General features: G+C 64.1%; 16 protein-coding genes. 14 read left to right on the forward strand and 2 right to left on the reverse strand.

Annotated features, from left to right (window positions below; genetic code table 11):
* From GRX03_RS11425 to GRX03_RS11450, 6 genes are all read left to right on the forward strand, one after another.
* Positions 1–534 carry a GNAT family N-acetyltransferase gene (locus tag GRX03_RS11425; protein ID WP_159764339.1) on the forward strand — a complete coding sequence of 178 codons (534 nt, stop codon included), beginning with the start codon at positions 1–3 and terminating at the stop codon, positions 532–534.
* Positions 535–744: 210 nt separating this feature from the next.
* The gene (locus GRX03_RS11430) at positions 745–1,290 is read left to right on the forward strand and encodes a DUF7287 family protein (protein WP_159764340.1); all 546 of its coding nucleotides are present in this window, start codon (positions 745–747) and stop codon (positions 1,288–1,290) included.
* Complete coding sequence (locus GRX03_RS11435) at positions 1,287–1,874, forward strand: DUF7288 family protein (RefSeq protein ID WP_368278356.1); 588 nt, start codon at positions 1,287–1,289, stop codon at positions 1,872–1,874. Before GRX03_RS11430 ends, GRX03_RS11435 begins: the two co-directional genes overlap by 4 nt.
* The gene (locus GRX03_RS11440) at positions 1,862–2,803 is read left to right on the forward strand and encodes a DUF7261 family protein (protein WP_159764341.1); all 942 of its coding nucleotides are present in this window, start codon (positions 1,862–1,864) and stop codon (positions 2,801–2,803) included. Before GRX03_RS11435 ends, GRX03_RS11440 begins: the two co-directional genes overlap by 13 nt.
* Positions 2,800–3,288 (forward strand): DUF7266 family protein, encoded by a 489-nt coding sequence (locus tag GRX03_RS11445; RefSeq protein ID WP_159764342.1) that lies wholly within the window; start codon positions 2,800–2,802, stop codon positions 3,286–3,288. The genes GRX03_RS11440 and GRX03_RS11445 overlap by 4 nt, the downstream gene beginning before the upstream one ends.
* On the forward strand, positions 3,281–4,015 hold the full coding sequence (locus tag GRX03_RS11450) for a DUF7289 family protein (protein WP_159764343.1): 735 nt from the start codon (positions 3,281–3,283) through the stop codon (positions 4,013–4,015). Before GRX03_RS11445 ends, GRX03_RS11450 begins: the two co-directional genes overlap by 8 nt.
* 17 nt (positions 4,016–4,032) lie before the next feature.
* Here GRX03_RS11450 and GRX03_RS11455 read toward each other — a convergent pair whose 3' ends face one another.
* Complete coding sequence (locus GRX03_RS11455; protein WP_159764344.1) at positions 4,033–5,883, reverse strand: DUF7289 family protein; 1,851 nt, start codon at positions 5,881–5,883, stop codon at positions 4,033–4,035.
* Between the two features lie 123 nt (positions 5,884–6,006).
* Here GRX03_RS11455 and GRX03_RS11460 point away from each other — a divergent pair, with 123 nt between their 5' ends.
* From GRX03_RS11460 to GRX03_RS11490, 7 genes are all read left to right on the forward strand, one after another.
* Positions 6,007–8,316, forward strand: coding sequence for a type IV pilin (locus GRX03_RS11460; RefSeq protein WP_159764345.1), 2,310 nt, complete (start codon positions 6,007–6,009; stop codon positions 8,314–8,316).
* 179 nt (positions 8,317–8,495) lie between these two features.
* Positions 8,496–8,957 (forward strand): 30S ribosomal protein S15, encoded by a 462-nt coding sequence (locus GRX03_RS11465; protein ID WP_159764346.1) that lies wholly within the window; start codon positions 8,496–8,498, stop codon positions 8,955–8,957.
* A gap of 1 nt (position 8,958) precedes the next feature.
* On the forward strand, positions 8,959–10,077 hold the full coding sequence (locus tag GRX03_RS11470) for a hypothetical protein (protein ID WP_159764347.1): 1,119 nt from the start codon (positions 8,959–8,961) through the stop codon (positions 10,075–10,077).
* The gene (locus tag GRX03_RS11475) at positions 10,074–10,331 is read left to right on the forward strand and encodes a KEOPS complex subunit Pcc1 (protein ID WP_159764348.1); all 258 of its coding nucleotides are present in this window, start codon (positions 10,074–10,076) and stop codon (positions 10,329–10,331) included. The genes GRX03_RS11470 and GRX03_RS11475 overlap by 4 nt, the downstream gene beginning before the upstream one ends.
* Positions 10,328–10,948 carry a 30S ribosomal protein S3ae gene (locus tag GRX03_RS11480; RefSeq protein ID WP_159764349.1) on the forward strand — a complete coding sequence of 207 codons (621 nt, stop codon included), beginning with the start codon at positions 10,328–10,330 and terminating at the stop codon, positions 10,946–10,948. Before GRX03_RS11475 ends, GRX03_RS11480 begins: the two co-directional genes overlap by 4 nt.
* Positions 10,949–11,098: 150 nt before the next feature.
* Complete coding sequence (locus GRX03_RS11485; RefSeq protein ID WP_159764350.1) at positions 11,099–11,488, forward strand: cupin domain-containing protein; 390 nt, start codon at positions 11,099–11,101, stop codon at positions 11,486–11,488.
* A gap of 181 nt (positions 11,489–11,669) precedes the next feature.
* Positions 11,670–14,636, forward strand: coding sequence for a DUF4350 domain-containing protein (locus GRX03_RS11490; RefSeq protein WP_159764351.1), 2,967 nt, complete (start codon positions 11,670–11,672; stop codon positions 14,634–14,636).
* A 75-nt stretch (positions 14,637–14,711) separates the two neighbouring features.
* Here GRX03_RS11490 and GRX03_RS11495 read toward each other — a convergent pair whose 3' ends face one another.
* A complete protein-coding gene (locus GRX03_RS11495) occupies positions 14,712–15,170 on the reverse strand; it encodes a cupredoxin domain-containing protein (RefSeq protein ID WP_159764352.1) in 459 nt (152 codons plus the stop codon).
* 91 nt (positions 15,171–15,261) lie between these two features.
* Between GRX03_RS11495 and GRX03_RS11500 the strand changes: the two genes are divergently transcribed.
* On the forward strand, positions 15,262–15,855 hold the full coding sequence (locus GRX03_RS11500) for a DUF7310 family coiled-coil domain-containing protein (protein ID WP_159764353.1): 594 nt from the start codon (positions 15,262–15,264) through the stop codon (positions 15,853–15,855).
* The last annotated feature ends 3 nt before the right edge of the window (positions 15,856–15,858 follow it).

Consider the following 15,858-nt stretch of genomic DNA (forward strand, 5'->3'; position numbering starts at 1 on the left):
ATGGCCGACGGGATTCAGTTTCGACGGTACGACCCCCGGGACAGCGAGGCCGTGTTACGGCTCCACGCGTGGGCGATGCGCGAGGCCGGAACGGATCCGACCGACGTTCCCGGGACCGAAGACCTCGAAACGATCGAGTCGTCGTACATCGAGAGCGGCGGGGAGTTTCTGGTCGGTATCTCGGAGTCCGCCGACAGCGAGGTTCCCCGGACCTTCGACGGCGCCGTCGTGGCGATGGGCGGGTTTCTCCCGAACGAACAGGGCCACGACGACGAGCGGACCGTCCCCGGGAGCGTCGAACTCCACCGGATGCGCGTCGCCCCGCCCAGTCAGGGACAGGGGTACGGTCGAGCGCTCCTCGCGGAACTCGAACGCCGCGTCGACACCGACAGCTACGACCGCCTGCTGGCGACGACGGCGAGACGCCAGCAGCGCGCCGTCGATCTGTACTCGACGGCGGGCTACCGCGAAGTCGACCGCTCGGTGATGGGCGAGTACGAACTGGTTCACTTCGAGAAATCGCTGGAAGGATAACCCCGACAGAACGCAGCGAGAGGGGATCTACGGCCCGAACACCACTCTCCCGTTTCCGGGTCAGTTGGCCATAACCGATATACGATGTGAGTGATTTGGTTGTAGCGAGTACGACTGGGGCGTCTCTCCGAGGAGACGCAACTCGCACTGGGACCGGGGACGAACCGTGATACATCAGCACTTCACCGACACACGCCGGGGACTCGTCAGATGAGGGCTCACAGAGGTCAGACATCTATCGATTTCGCTATCGGGATGGCTGTCTTTCTGGGAGTCGTGCTGTTCGTCTTCACGTTCGTCCCGGGTATTCTCTCGCCGTTCGACCTCAGCGGCGAGGAGGAACCGGCGGTCTCGAACCAGATTGCCGACTCGCTCACGCAGGATCTGCTCGGATCGCCCAGCCAGCCCCACGTCCTCGACACCTACTGTACGGTCTCGTTTTTCGAGGGGGATGCGAGCGCGACGAGTGAGTGTCGATACAACAGCACAGATCCCGCCGAGCAGTTCGATCTCACCGACACGCAGGACGTTCGGATCGTCGTGAGCAAATCCTTCGACGAGGACGGCCGCACGTCGATGTGCTGGACGCCGGAGGACGAGGGCGGCCCGGACCTGTACAGCGGCGACTGCGCGGCGAGCGATATCGAACTGGCGACGGGCAGCGATCCACCGGGTAACGGCACGTCCACGGTGACCGCCCGCCGGGTTGTCTCGCTGCACGGCCAGTCGGTCACGATGGAGGTGCTCGTCTGGTGAGCCCGAGCACCGGCGACGAGCGGGCGCAGGCGATGACGCTCGAAGCCGTCACGTCGGCGCTGCTGTTGCTCGTCGCGGTCGGCTTTGCGCTCCAGATGACGGCAGTGACGCCGCTGTCGGCGAGTACGTCGAGCCAGCACCTCGAAAACCAGCTCCAGAAGAGCAGCGAGGGCGTCCTGGCGAGCACCGCCGAGAACGGCTCGCTGCAGGCGGCGGTGCTGGCGTGGAACGAGAGCGAACAGCGGTTCGTCGGCGCGGACCCGGTCGGCTACTACCGCGGAACCCCGCCGGACAACGCCTTCGGCGACGCACTCAGACGCGCGTACACTGATCGAAACGTGGCGTACAACGTCGTCTTGCACTTCCACACTCCCGAGGGAGGGCTCGACAGCCAGGTGCTGATCGACCAGGGGGACCCGAGCGACCACGCCGTCAGCGCGTCGTGGACGGTGCCGCTCCGGGACTCCGATACGCTGGCTGACGGGACGCCGCTCTCCGCGGCGGAGTTTTACGCCTCCGATATCGACGACGACGGCCCGATGTACAACATGGTCCGCGTGGAGGTGGTCGCGTGGCGGATCTGATCCCGGGCGAGGACGGACGCCGCGGACAGATCGTCCTCCTCTCGGCGTTCATCCTCGCGGTCGCGTTCGTCGCGCTCGCCCTGGTCGTCAACTCGGCAATCTTCACCGAGAACCTGGCGACCCGCGACGACGTGCCCGGGTCGCAGGACGCCCTGGAGTATCGGTACGAGGTGACCCGGACCGTCGGGGCCGCCGTTGCCGGAATCAACGACGACCCCGACAGGTCCCCGTCAGAGATCACCGCGGCCGTCCGAGAGATCAACCGCCGCTCCGGAACCGACCAGTCCGTTCTCGGCCAGAGCGTCGTCATCGAGTACGAGAGCCACGACCTCGGAACCAGACTCGCCCAGGACAGCGCCGGCCAGTTCACCGACGCCAACGGCGATACAGACTGGACGCTGGCCGGGACCGTCCACGCCAGAAACGTCGTCTTCAACGTCACGAGCCAGTCTGCGCTTCGAAGCTCGAACCCCTTCACCTTCGTCGCCGGCGACGGCAGCGACGAGTGGCGGATGAACATCTCGGAAGACGGCGGTAACGTGACCGTCGAGGTCGAGACCCCCGCGGGCGAACGCGAGTCCTGTACCCGTGACCTCCCGGAGCAGTTCACGGTCGACGTGACGGCCGGGACAATCGACGGCGAGCCGTGTTACGCCCTGATCCAGCAGACGAGCGGCGAGCGGATGCACTTCGCGACTGGACTCGGCGACGCCTACGACATCGAGATCAGAAACGGCGACGCAATCGAAGGGACATACTCGATGATCGTCAACAGCACGAGCGTCTCCGGAGGCCAGTACGACAGCTACCCCGACGATCCGTACACGGCGGAGGCAATCTACAGCGTCCGCGTCAACTACGAGTTTTTCACCTCGCAGGTCGGCTACCAGACGGAGATCGTCGTCGCCCCCGGGGAGGTGCCGCCATGACGGGACGACTCGGTGCCGACGGTCCGATCCGACGCTCCCGGGGCGTTTCGATCACGCTGAACTACGTCCTCGTACTCGGTATCTCGTCGGTTCTGGTCACCGGACTCATCGTCGCCGGCGGAACCTTTGTCGAGGACCAGCGCGACGACGTCGCGGAAGGGGAGGCGAACGTCATCGGCACGCACATCGCCGGCAACATCGAACAGGTCGACCGCTACGTCGAGGCCGGGAACGGGACCGAGACAGCGTACGTCAACCAGACCTTCCAGCCGGACGTGAGCGGCGCGCCGTATCGAGTGACGCTCGTCGAACCGGACGCGAGCACGGAACTGGCGCGGCTCCGAATCGACGTACAGGGGTCCAGCGCCAGCGTCGAGATCAACGTCTCCGTCCGGACTCCGGTCATCGAGTCACAGGCCGACGGCGGGGCTATCGCCGTGATCTACGACGACGACGAGGGGGGGATTCGAATCACCAATGCCTAGGGAACGAGCAGTCAGCGAGATCATCGGTTACGTCGTCGTCTTCTCGCTCGTGTTGCTGTCGATATCTGTGGTCAGTTTCACCGGTCTCGGCATCCTCGAAGAGTCCCGGGACAACGAACAGGCCGCAAACGCCGAGCGAGCGTTCGACGTGGTCGCGGACAACATGGCATCGGTCTACGAACAGAACAGTCCGAGTCGAGCAACCGAGATCGATCTCGGCGAATCCGAACTGTTCTACGCCGATCCGATCCGGATTCGAGTCACAGTCGATGACGGCGTCGTCCCGCGCACGCACGAGTACACGGCCCGCCCGGTCGAACTCCAGATCTCTGACCAGACCAGCCTCGTCTACGAAGGCGGGGCGGTCTTCCGTCAGCAGGCCAACGGCGGACTCATGATCCGGGATCCCCCGTTCTTACTCAGCGAACAGCGAGTCCACTTCCCGATTATTCACACCGTCTCGGATGGCTCGGAATCCTCGAGCGGTACGACGGTCCTCCTCCGAGGGAAATCGACCCGGAGGGAGGTCCTCGCCGACACCCAGCGGGAGTACGAGGAGGTGACAATCGAGATCACCTCACCCCGCTACGAGATCTGGGAGCGGTACTTCGTCGAGGAGCGCGGTCTCGACTGTACTACGGCGGACCAGACGGTCTCCTGTACAATCGACGATCCGGAGACGGTGTTCGTCACCCACCAGCGAATCGAACTCTCGATCATCCGGTGAACGGTCGCGAGTCCAGCTTACCCGCTTTTGACCGTAATTTCGTTGACAGTGACGTGGAGGAAGGTCACCGTCACCGCGCCGGCGTCGGGTTCGATCACCTGCTCGTTTCTGAGCGCTTCGTCGTAGTGGATGCTTCCGGCGTTGAGAGTCGTCGTCCCTGTCAGCATCCCGCCGAAGACCTCTGCCCCGTCGATGTTGACGGAACTGTCGCTCGTCTCACTCGGCGGCGCGTAGATCACACCGACGAACTTCGCGAGAGTTCCGATGCCTCCACTGTTACCGATGGTGGCCTTGAAGTCCTCCTTTCCGTACATGCGGAACTTTCGCGCGTCAGTTCCTGTCTCGTTGATTTCGGAGCTATCCTTCAGTGCAAAATGATACGTCCCGTCAGGAACATTTCCGCCGACGAATACGCGGACCCGTCCGTCGCCGGTGACGTGTATCGTCGAGTCATCTTCTACGATTACATTCTCTTCTACGGCAATGTCGATTCTACCGTCTGACGTGTCGAGTGTCAGGTTATCTCCATTGTCGACCGTCAACGACGAATCGAAGTAGTAGTCGCCGGACTGCAGTGTCTGGTCTGTTCCGGGATCGACCTCGTCGGCATCTTCTTCGATTGCTTCGATCTGGCTCTCGACGTAGAAACCGATCGGTGCGGCCGAGCGCACGCCGTCTATCTGGGTCGCTTCCCAATCTCGGCTGGGGATGCTCGCGATGGCATCCTCACAGTCGATACAGTCGTCGGTGTACTCGATATTTCCGTACACTGTCGGTTGTCCTCCCCCCTTGCCGCCGCCACAGTTGATCTCGTCGCCGTCCGTACTTCCTTTCGTCGTCACGGTCCCGCCGGAGATGATGTTCCCGCAGATGTCCGCCCCACCGGTCCCCTGTGAGATATCGACATCGCCGCCGTAGATGATGTCGCCGTCGATTCCCGGTTCGTTGTTCGAGAGATAATCGCAGTAATCCTCGCCGTCAGCCAGTTCGGTCGAGTCGTAACTGTCCGTATAGAAGTCACTGGACGAAGAGCCACCGCACCGCGACCCTGCTCGTCCTGCGAGTGTGAAGTCACCGGCTGCAGCCAGACTCGCCGTCGCGGATGTCACCTCTGTCTCTTCGATTGGGGTGACCAACACGAGCGTCGCCTCCTGGTTGCTGTGGTTGTACTTGACTTCCCCGTCGGTCCGTTCCTCGAAGTACTGTCCCCACCCCTGGTAGAACTCGCTTTTGACCGTCACGCGGACGAGGTGGTTGTTGAGGGGGTTCTGTTCGTCCTCGTCGACCGTCCCGATGACCGGAAAGGTTCGGTTGACGCCGGTTTTCGTCACGACCACGTTCGAGCCGAGCGATCCGCTTCCCCTGACGGAGATGGTTGGCAGCGTCAGCGTTCCGTTCCGGAAGTGAAACTCCGGCGGTGACACCATCGCACCGCCGGCGTCGTTCGCACGCCAGACGCCGCCGCCCTGATACGCCGCCCGCGAATTTCCGTGTCTGTAGACGACCGATCCGAGCGTCTGGTTCATCACGGTGTATCTGGAACTGGCGGCGGTCTGATTCTCGACGGTCACCTTCAGCCAGCCGGTGTTCTCCTCGACCGAGAACTGTTCGCCCGCCCCCGTCGGGAACGAAATCCGCTGTGAATCCGACTCGCCGAGGGCGACCAGGCCCGCCTTCGAGGCGAACTGCGTCAGCGACTGCTCCGCGCGGTCGTCCGACAGCGACTGTTCGGTGTCGTCCAGCGCGACTGAACCGAGACCGACGACCAGGAGTGCACCGACAATCAAAATCGAAAACAGGATGATAAATCCGAGCGTCTCGCTCTGGCCGCGAGACCGCGCTCGCCCGTCGCGCGTCGAGGGTGTCATTCGTTCGTCGTACGACACAGGACCTGATAAATCAATTGGCTCTCCCAACGGAACTCCCTTGCCCGGAGCACTTATTCGACTGGACCTGTTTGGTTCCGGTAGCATCGGCTCCTGCTATCAAAAATGAGATTTAAGGCGCGCCAACAGGGTGGGAACACGCGGCGGGAGCGGCCGCTGGAGACACAGCGCGCGGTGAGTCCAGTTATCGGGGCCGTCTTGATGATCGCGATCACGGTCTCGCTGGCAGTCGTCGTCGCGCCGCTCGTCTTTGCGACTGCCGGGGAAGAACCGAACAGTACGCCGACAGTTGGACTCGCCTTCCACTACGAGGAAGTGGACCACCAGAGGGAGGATAGCTTCGGGGTCACGCCCGCGGACAGCGGGACAGAAGCGGCCGGGCTGTTGACGATTGCCGTCGACAGTGGGGAGGGGATTCCGGCGTCGGAACTCGAAATCGACGCGGCGGTAAGCGGCGGAGAGTTGACCAGCAGCGACCAGTACAGCGCTGACGACGAACTCGAGTCGGGCGAGTCGATCAGGCTCTGGGTCGAACGCGGCGAGACAGTCCGCGTGATCTGGCGCAGTGGAGAGGACAGCGCGGTGCTCGACTCGTTCACGATTCGCCCGGGAGAAGAGCCGTTACCGCCGGGAGTGCCACAGCCAGAGAACGGCTGTGGATATATCGAGGATCAACTCGCGTCCGGTTCGGACGTAACCGTCCAGAATACGGTGGTCCGATGTGATCTAACCGAGGAAAACGTCGGGCTGATCGAAGATCTGACAATCGATGACGGTGCCGTCCTGGGGGAAATCGATGTCAACGGAACGGTTTCGATGACCGACGGCGAGACGTACCTCGGTGACGTTGTGGCCGGTGACGCACTCCAGATGGACTCCGGATCGGAGATCAACGGTGACGCCACCGCGGGCGGCGATATCACTATCCAGGGTGGATCGACAATCGACGGCACAGCTACCGGCGGTGAAAACAGTAGTCTGAGCGTGACGGACTCGACGATCCAACAGGGCGCAACCACTGGCGAGGATATCTCACTCAGCGACGCCGTCATCGGTGGCGCCGTCGAGACCAGTGACGGCTCTGTCACTCTGGGCACTGGCTCGGCTATCGGCGGCAGTCTCACGGCGGAGAACGCGAGCAACGTCGACGTAGATAGCGGTTCGACCGTGAGCGGAACCGTAACGACCGGAGACGGAACCGATATCGACCTCGACAGCACCTCGGAGGTCGGTGGCGACATCGTCGCTGACGACAGCAGTGATGTACAGGTTCTCGGCGGCTCCCAAGTCGGGGGCGATATCACAGTCGACACGCAGGGTTCTGCCTCCGTGACTGGCGGGACGGTCGATGGGTCGATAACGACCGGGGACAACAGCGATGTCTCGGTGACCTCGATTTCCTACGTGGGAGGAACAATCGACTCAGGGGGGGATGTCACCACGACAGATAGCACCATCGGCGTGGATGTCTTCCTCGAAGGTAGTTTCTCGTGCACGAACACGACAATCGGCGGCGAAAACTGTACCGTATACAAACAGCCCGAACACCACGTCTCCATCGACAATACCAACTCTGCGATCACCGACGGCGAGACACTCCACGTCAACGTCAGTGTTACCAACGAACGGTTCGAGGGAACCGAAGATATCAACCTCTCCGTCGGCGGCGCCTTGAGGGACAGCCAGTCGCTCCACCTCAACAAAGACGAGACGAAACAGATCACGCTCAGTTGGACATCCGCATCGACCGGTGAGTACGACGCGACTGTCCGAACCGAGAGCGGGTTCGAGGATTCGACGCCGGTGTCGGTCACCGACGGCAGCGGTCCGTTCTTCGACGTGACCGTCGACTCCTACGACGACGAGGTGTTCGAGAACCAGACTGTCGATGTCGCGGCCACGATAGAAAACGTCGGGGACACTGCCGACACACAGGACATCGAACTGTACGATTACAACGGCAATCTGGTCGACAGCTACAGCGACAACAACGGCGACAACAATCTGTCTCTCTCGTCGGGGGCCAACGAGTCTGTCAGCCTCTCCTGGAACACGACCGGGACCGTCCCCGACACCGGCGACATATCCATCCAGAGTGACAACGGGACTGTTCTCAAAGAAGTGACTGTCCTCGAAGCGACCTACGAGATCAACGACGTGACGCTCGGGTCGAGCGGCGGTGATCTCGTAGTCGACATCGAGGCGAACTCGAACGATCCCGATGCAGAGATGCGAATCCGTGTGAACCGCTCGAAGAACAACAACGACGACGACAATCTCGCGACCAGAACTGGACTTACCGTCGAGAACACGGCCGAGACGTTCGACGTGAACCTCAACAAGGTCGACTACGTGACCGTCGAAATTGTCGACGGCGAGGGGAACGTGCGTGCCGGAACGACAGTCGAGTACTGAGTCCAGAAAGCAATAGTTAAACGGTCGGCTCCACTTCCCACGGACGGGAACGCACGACCGCAAATCTGACTCGCCATCCGCTTGGATGGCTCGGGATTGTGGGAGTGTCGGCCGGTATCGGCCACAGCGTCCAGACGGACGCCTCGCTTACAGCGGTTCGTGCAGTTCCAAAGATACACATGGCACGAATGCACTCACGCCGCCGTGGCTCGTCCGGATCGGACAAGCCGGCGGCAGACGACCCACCGGAGTGGAGCGACGTCGAGCCCGAAGCGATCGAAGACCGCGTCGTGGAGTTGGCCGAGGAAGGCCACAGCCCCAGCGAAATCGGGCTGAAACTGCGCGACGAGGGCGTTCAGGGGACACCCGTCCCCGACGTGAAGTTGGCGACGGGCAAGAAAGTGACCGAGATCCTCGAAGAGAACGACGCAGACCCGGAGATTCCCGAGGATCTCCGGAACCTGATGGCCAAGGCGGTTCGCCTGCGCGATCACGTCCAGGAGAACCCCACCGACCATCAGAACAAGCGCGCGCTGCAGAATACCGAGTCGAAGATCCGTCGTCTCATCGACTACTACCGGGGCGACGAACTCGACGAGGAGTTCAGTTACAGCGTCGACGAAGCCCGAGACCTGATCTGAGATGTCCGCCGCCGGTCACCCAGCCGAGACGACACCGAGCGATCTTCGGGCCGCAGTCGAGGAGGCGGAGTTTGTCCGTCTCGTCGCGGCGACCGACGCGGACAGCGTCGCCGCCGCTGGGCTGTTGGCCGACGCGCTCGACCACCGGCAGATCCCCTACCAGATGTCGGTCACGCCGCTGGAGCAGCCAGCACAGCGCTCGACCGACACGGATCTGCTCGTCGCCGTCGGACGCCCGGTGACCGGCGGGGATCTCACGATCGGACTCGACGACGCGGCCACTCGAACCGCCCACACCGTCGCTCGCGAACTCGGCGCCGGCGACCTGCCCCTGGCACTGGCCGGGGCGGTCGCCGCCGAGGGGCACCCGGGCGACGAACTCGCCACGGTTGCCCGCCAGCGCGGCATCGAGCGCCGGCCCGGGGTCGCGGTGCCGACCGCTGATCCCGCGGACGGGCTCGCACACTCGACGCTCGTCCACGCCCCGTTTTCGGGCCGTGACGACATCGGGGCAGAACTCGGCGTCGAGATTCCGCCCGAACCGACCGAGGAAGACCGCCGACGGCTGGCCTCCGCGGTCGCGCTGTCGGTCGCCGGCGATCCGGCAGGCGTCGACCGTGGCAGCGAAGCGGTCGAACGGCTCCTCCGGCCGCTGGCCGGCGGTCCGTTCGGCACGATCGGGGGCTACGCCGATCTGCTCTCTGCCGTCGCTCGCGAGCAGTCGGGGCTGGCAGTCGCGCTCGCACTCGGGAGAGTCGACGCCGAGCGCGCGCTCGATTGCTGGCGGCGACACGGTGCCAGCGCACACGAGGCGATCCGAACGGCGACGACCAGCCGCTACGACGGGCTGTTCGTCGTCCAGTGCTCGGACCCGGCGCCCGTCTGTACGGTCGCCGAACTCGTCGCAGCGTACCGCTCGCCGGAGCCGGTCGTCCTCGCAGTCGACTCCGACCGTGCGGCCGTCACGACGCGTGCGGGCGATCCGGTCGACTTCTCCGAGCCGCTGGACGTGGCGGCGACGACCGTCGACGGGACGAGCGGGGCGGCCGGTCGGCGGGGACGAGCGGCGTTCTCCGGCGATGCAACCGAGTTCGTCGCGGCGTTTACGGAGGCAGTATGACCGGTCGCTTCGCGCGGATCGAGACCGACCACGGCGACGCCGAGACGGCCGTGGCCGTCGCACAGGCGCTCGCGCCCGACAACACGGCAGAGATGGAGACGAGCGTCGACGGATCGACGGTCGTCACGACTATCGACCGCGAGTCGACGGGCGGGCTGCAGTCGACACTCGACGATTACGTCGTCAATCTCCAGGTGGCGGAACAGCTCACAACCACGGACGGGGACACGTCCACGACAACCACAAACACATGAGCGAACGATCAGTCTCAAAGCAGAAGCAGGAAAAGCGGTGGTACACCGTGCAGGCTCCCGAGCAGTTCGACCGGGAGGAGCTCGGTAAGACACCAGCAGACGAACCGGACAAGGCGCTCGGTCGTACGATCGAGACCACGCTCGGCGATCTGAAAAACGACGCCAGCGGAAACAACACCAAACTCACGTTCAAGATCACCGAGGTCGCGAGCGACACGGCTTACACGGAGTTCATCAAACACGAGCTGACGCGGGATTACCTGCGCAGCCTGGTCCGCCGTGGCTCCTCGAAGATCGAGGCGTACATCACGGTGCTGACCGCGGACGACTACCGCGTCCAGATCCAGCCGGTCGCACTGACGACCAAGAGTGCCGACGAGAGCCAGGAGAAGGCGATCCGCCGGACGATGATCGATCTCGTCCGCGAGAACGCCCGCGAACGCACCTTCGAGGACCTGACCGACAGCGTCGTCGAAGGCCGGCTCTCCTCGGCGATCTACAACGAGGCGAAGACGATCTACCCGCTTCGCCGCGTCGAGATCCAGAAGATGACCCTCGAAGCCCGGCCCGAAGAGGTCGCCGCCGAAGAGGAAGCCAGCGTCGACGTCGACGAGTAACGTCGTCGGACCGGTTTCGACGTTGTTCTCGGCGCGATCTGCGCCTCGGCACTCAGCCGACCAGCCGCGTCGCCGTCCAACTGATGCCGTTTTGATGAGTATTCGCCCTCGACAGCGGTATTTTTGGTTCTCGGTTAGCTACCAGCGAGCATGGGATATCACCTGCTCGATCCGGACGAACTCGACCAGTGGGACGACAGACCGACAGACGTGCGCTCGCTCAGCGCCGCCGCGGGCTACGAGTACCAGAACTCGAAAATCGGGTTCCGCGTGTACGAACTCGCACCCGGAGAGCAGTCCGGCCTGGCGTATCACTACCACGACGAACAGGTCGAGGCATTCTACGTCCTCGAAGGGACGCTGCACGTCGAAACGCCGGAGGAGGAGTTCGTCGTCGAGGCGGACCAGGCGTTCTTCGTCGACCCCGGGAGTCCACAGCGCGCGTACAATCCCGAGCGCGCAGACGACTCGGTGCGGGTGCTCGCGGTCGGTGCGCCGTCGGTCGACGACGCACACCCGTACGAGCCTGACGAGGGATAACCGACCCCCTCACCGCACGGCCACAGCGGTTACTGGTCCGGGGCGTATCCGGACTCACCGGGAAACCTATCCAGCCGGTACGGTCACGACTGTCGGCCAGTACGTGTTTAACATACACATACTGAGAACTCTGTTGACGAGTTAGCATGTTTTATTTGTGTCACCTTCGAGAGATAGCTTGATGCGTCGACGACAGTTCATAAGTGCGCTGGCGGGAGTAACAGCGGCCGGTACCGCCGGGGCCGAGGCACTCCCGACGGGACCACTACCCCAACAGGTATCGACGACCGAGCAGGGACAGATCGGACAGATGTTGTTTCCGTCGACGAGCGGGCTGTTGGCGGCCGACGGGGGCCCGCTGACCGACGACTCGCTGGTCGCCGTCTACGCGGAATCGACCGCCTCGGTTCGGGACCGCGACGGCGACGGCAACGCGGTTTCCTACCCTGAGGACGCCGACATCCCGCTGGTCGGCATCGACGACCGAGATAGCGGCGCCGTCGTCGGTATCGGGGGGATGCTGGTCAACGACGGCGACCTCGTCCCTGAGATCGAGGGCGAAGACACGCTCGGTGATCTGGGTAACGAGGAGTTTCTGCTGAATCTCTACGACGAGTACGCCTCGGGGGAGACGATCCTGTGGGACGAGAGCCACGGCCAGTTCTACTCCCTCGATCGGTTTCGGAACTTCGCGGCCTACGCTGAGGACAACGGCTACACGCTGTCGGCGGCGACCGATCTGACCGATCTGTCGGGAGCGGCCGCGGTCGTGATCACCTCACCCGCCGACTCCTTCAGTGACGCGGAACGCACCGCCCTCTCGGAGTTCGTCGCCGGCGGCGGACTGGTCGTCCTCCACGACCAGTCGGATTTCAGTAACTTCGATCAGACCGCGAACCTGAACGCGGTTGCCGAGGCCCTCGGTGCGGGCTTTCGGTTCAACGACGGCGAGGTGGGCGATACGGAGAACAACGTCGGCACCGCGTACCTCCCGCTCACGTCGAACTTCAACGACGCGTTCCCGCTGTTCGGCGACCGACCGGGGATCACTATCGACCTCCGGCGCGGCCGGGAGTACGACGTTCGCGTCGAGAGCGTGGCCGACGGCGACACGTTCGACGGCGAGGATATCGGCCTCGAAACGGAGTACACCGCGACGGTCCGCGTGCTCGGTATCGACACCCCCGAGAGCGCGAGCGTGGCTGCCACCGCGGAGCGCCCCGAGGAGTGGGAAGGGCTGGCCTACGATATCGGAGCCCCGGATGCCGTCGACGAACTCGTCTTCGATTCGACGGCGAGCCTGCTCGATGCGAACGGCGAGCCACTGACCGACGACTCGCTGGTCGCCGTCGCCGCCGAACCGACCGCGAGCAACGAGGACAGCGACGGAACCGGCGACGCGGTTTCCTACCCCGACGACGCTGCGATCCCGCTCGTTGCGATTGACGGGGCCGTCGCCGGCCTCGGAGCACCGTTCGTCGACGAGGGATTCGACACGAGCGCCGACAACGAGGAGTTCCTGCTGAACCTCTACGACAGCCTCGTGGGCGGCGGCACCGTCCTGTGGGACGAGGGCCACGGCCAGTTCTACGATCTGGCCTCGTTCCCCGAGTTCGAGTCCTACGCCGAGAAAAACGGCTATACGCTCGAATCGACGACCGATCTAACCGACCTGTCGGGAGCGGCCGCGGTCGTGATCACATCACCTGCCGATTCCTTCAGTGACGCGGAACGCACCGCCCTCTCGGAGTTTGTCGCCGACGGCGGGGCGGTGATTCTCCACGACCAGTCGGATTTCAACAACTTCGACGCGACGGCCAACCTGAACGCGGTGGCCAACGCGCTCGACCTCGGTTTCCGGTTCAACGACGACCAGGTCGTCGACGACGAGAACAACGCCGGTGCGCGTTTCGTCCCCGTTACGAGCAACTTCACTGGCCCGGACTCGCTGTTCGAGGCCCGCGACGGCATCGACGACGACCCGAACGCCCGCACGACGGAGTATCTCACCGACTGGGCGAGTCGGGCGACGACGTTCGCTCGCGGCCGTCTCGAAGGCGAGAGTATCACGCTGTCGTTCGACGAGAACGAACCGCTCCGGGATCCCACGCGGTTGCTCGCGTACGCCGAGTACGATGCCGACGGCGACGGCAGCCGAGAGACGCTGTACAACCGGGAGATGGTCGAAAAGGGATACGCTCGGGTCTACGGCTCGACGTTCGAGGACCACGACGAGTTCTGGGCGCTCGAACAGGACGCCCGCAGCGACGCTCGCAGGGTCTGGACCGAAAGCGACATCAGCGAGGCCTCGCCGTACCGCGACGGCGAGATTGCCGAGCTGTTCGTCCCGGACGCGGCGGTTCTCGACCGCGACAACGGGCGACCACGGCCGCAGACCGTCGCCGCCTACTCCGAGCCTGAGGCGGCCCTGGGCGACCAGACCTCGAGGAAGAAACACCCGCTGTTCGGCGTCGATTCGGCGGCCGGTGTCGCCGTCGGCGGCTCGCTCCTGATCGACGAGTCCTACGAGCAACTCGAGGGGTTCGGGGCCGACACGTCTGGGTTCGACAACTTTGCGTTCCTGAGCGACGTCATCGAGACGCTGGCTGGCGACGGACGCGAGGACATCGTCTTCATCGACGGCGGTCACGGCCAGTTCGGCGTCGATTACGCCCTCTCGAACGAGGACGCCGCTTACTACCAGCGACATCTCGAAGGGCGGGGGATCACATTCGAGCAGATCAACGACGTGACCCTCGACCGCCTCTCCGGGGCGCGAGCCCTCATCGTCACCACGCCCGTCAGTTCCTTCACCCCGGAGGAGGCCGCAGCAGTTCGCTCTTTCCGTGACGACGGCGGGGCCGTGGTCTGTCTCGGCTCCGCGGCGGCGCCGGCGGAGGCGACGGCGAATCTCAACGACCTGATCGGCCGACTCGACACGAGGCTACGGGTGGGCGGCGAACGCGTGACCGACGCCACGAACAACGTGGCAGACGACCCAGAGATTCCCACGACGACCGACGTGGTCGTTTCGCCGGAGCCACCGCGGAACCCGGGACGAGGCCGCTCGAACGGTCGCGGACCGAACGGTCAGCGGGGTCGCTCGAACGGCCGCCGAGGGAACTCCAAGAAACACAACGGTACGTGAACTGCCTCGCCGGGGTGTCCGATCCGAGAGACGACTCGGGTGACGATTCGCCGGGCCAGAACAGTCCGAGACGGCTCAGTACGACGCCGTCGAGTTGTCGTCGCTGGTCTCCGCTTCCTCGACGATGATCGCACCGACCATATCTTGACGGAGATGGGGGATGCAGACGTAGTCGTACCGTCCGGGAGTCGTAAACTCGTTTTCGAACGTATCGCCGGGTTCGAGTATCCCGCCGGCACGGTCGTCCCACGCGGCCTTGGCGGCCTCGTAGCTGTCGAACCCGCCGGAGGCGAAGTACTCGGAGTCGTCGGCCGCTTCGGGGAGTCCGGACGCGGTGACGGTGTGGCTGTGGCTGCTCGTGTTCTCGAAGACGACGGTCGTTCCGACCGGCACCCGCAACTCCTCGGGCCGGAAATCGACCTGTGTCATCGTCACCCGGTTGTCATCGGTGGCGGCCGCTTGCCCGTCGAAACACCCCGCGAGCGTCGCGGACGCGCCGGCACCGACGAGACCCAGAAAAGCACGGCGGTTCATGTGCGGACCTCAGGACTGCATCCCTTTAGACCGCTCGGTTCCGGGTATCACCGTCCGAGGGTTCAAATACCAGTACCGGACCAGCGGGCCTATGGACGACGCACTGACAGAGCGCGTCGAGGCACTCGAACGGACAGTCGCCGAGGGCGAGTTCGACCAGGAACTGGCCGGTGACTACGCTGACATTCAGGACACCCTCTCGACGATCACGGAGCGCCTCGACGACTTAGAGGAGCAGGTCGACGAGATCGACGCGGCGGCGCAGGCGCTCAGGGGATACGTCGGAAACGTCCGGTCAGTCAACGAGGACGTCGAACGGCGGGCTGACGCCGCCCTCGCCAAGGCGGAAGCGCTCGAATCGAGTTTCGAGACGCTCGAAGCCGGTGGGGTACCCGAAGCTCAAGCGGGTGACGAGATCGAGGCCCGAGCAGGTGAGCCGACCAAAGCAGGCGGGGACGAGCAACCCACAGAGCGCACCCACGCGGCCGAACGTGGTCGTTGCCACGAGTGCGGGCGACGCCACGGCGCTCGCTCGCACCAGCAATCGTCCGGAGACGTGACCCGCCCCGAAGCGACAGACGGCGGTCGTTCACCGTCCCGGTCCGAGCAGCAAACTGACCCCTCGCTCCTCCCCGAGGAGTCGGACGGAACCGGGAGACTCCAGCGAATCCGGGAACTGCTGTGATCG

The sequence above is a fragment of the Halovenus carboxidivorans genome, assembly GCF_009831575.1.
In the GTDB taxonomy this organism is placed as follows: domain Archaea; phylum Halobacteriota; class Halobacteria; order Halobacteriales; family Haloarculaceae; genus Halovenus; species Halovenus carboxidivorans.

Coding starts and splice junctions, on each gene's coding strand:
- GRX03_RS11425 (WP_159764339.1), top strand. CDS start 1: ATGGCCGACGGGATTCAGTTTCGACGGTACGACCCCCGGGACAGCGAG.
- GRX03_RS11430 (WP_159764340.1), top strand. CDS start 745: ATGAGGGCTCACAGAGGTCAGACATCTATCGATTTCGCTATCGGGATG.
- GRX03_RS11445 (WP_159764342.1), top strand. CDS start 2,800: ATGACGGGACGACTCGGTGCCGACGGTCCGATCCGACGCTCCCGGGGC.
- GRX03_RS11450 (WP_159764343.1), top strand. CDS start 3,281: ATGCCTAGGGAACGAGCAGTCAGCGAGATCATCGGTTACGTCGTCGTC.
- GRX03_RS11455 (WP_159764344.1), bottom strand. CDS start 5,883: ATGACACCCTCGACGCGCGACGGGCGAGCGCGGTCTCGCGGCCAGAGC.
- GRX03_RS11460 (WP_159764345.1), top strand. CDS start 6,007: ATGAGATTTAAGGCGCGCCAACAGGGTGGGAACACGCGGCGGGAGCGG.
- GRX03_RS11465 (WP_159764346.1), top strand. CDS start 8,496: ATGGCACGAATGCACTCACGCCGCCGTGGCTCGTCCGGATCGGACAAG.
- GRX03_RS11470 (WP_159764347.1), top strand. CDS start 8,959: ATGTCCGCCGCCGGTCACCCAGCCGAGACGACACCGAGCGATCTTCGG.
- GRX03_RS11475 (WP_159764348.1), top strand. CDS start 10,074: ATGACCGGTCGCTTCGCGCGGATCGAGACCGACCACGGCGACGCCGAG.
- GRX03_RS11480 (WP_159764349.1), top strand. CDS start 10,328: ATGAGCGAACGATCAGTCTCAAAGCAGAAGCAGGAAAAGCGGTGGTAC.
- GRX03_RS11485 (WP_159764350.1), top strand. CDS start 11,099: ATGGGATATCACCTGCTCGATCCGGACGAACTCGACCAGTGGGACGAC.
- GRX03_RS11490 (WP_159764351.1), top strand. CDS start 11,670: ATGCGTCGACGACAGTTCATAAGTGCGCTGGCGGGAGTAACAGCGGCC.
- GRX03_RS11495 (WP_159764352.1), bottom strand. CDS start 15,170: ATGAACCGCCGTGCTTTTCTGGGTCTCGTCGGTGCCGGCGCGTCCGCG.
- GRX03_RS11500 (WP_159764353.1), top strand. CDS start 15,262: ATGGACGACGCACTGACAGAGCGCGTCGAGGCACTCGAACGGACAGTC.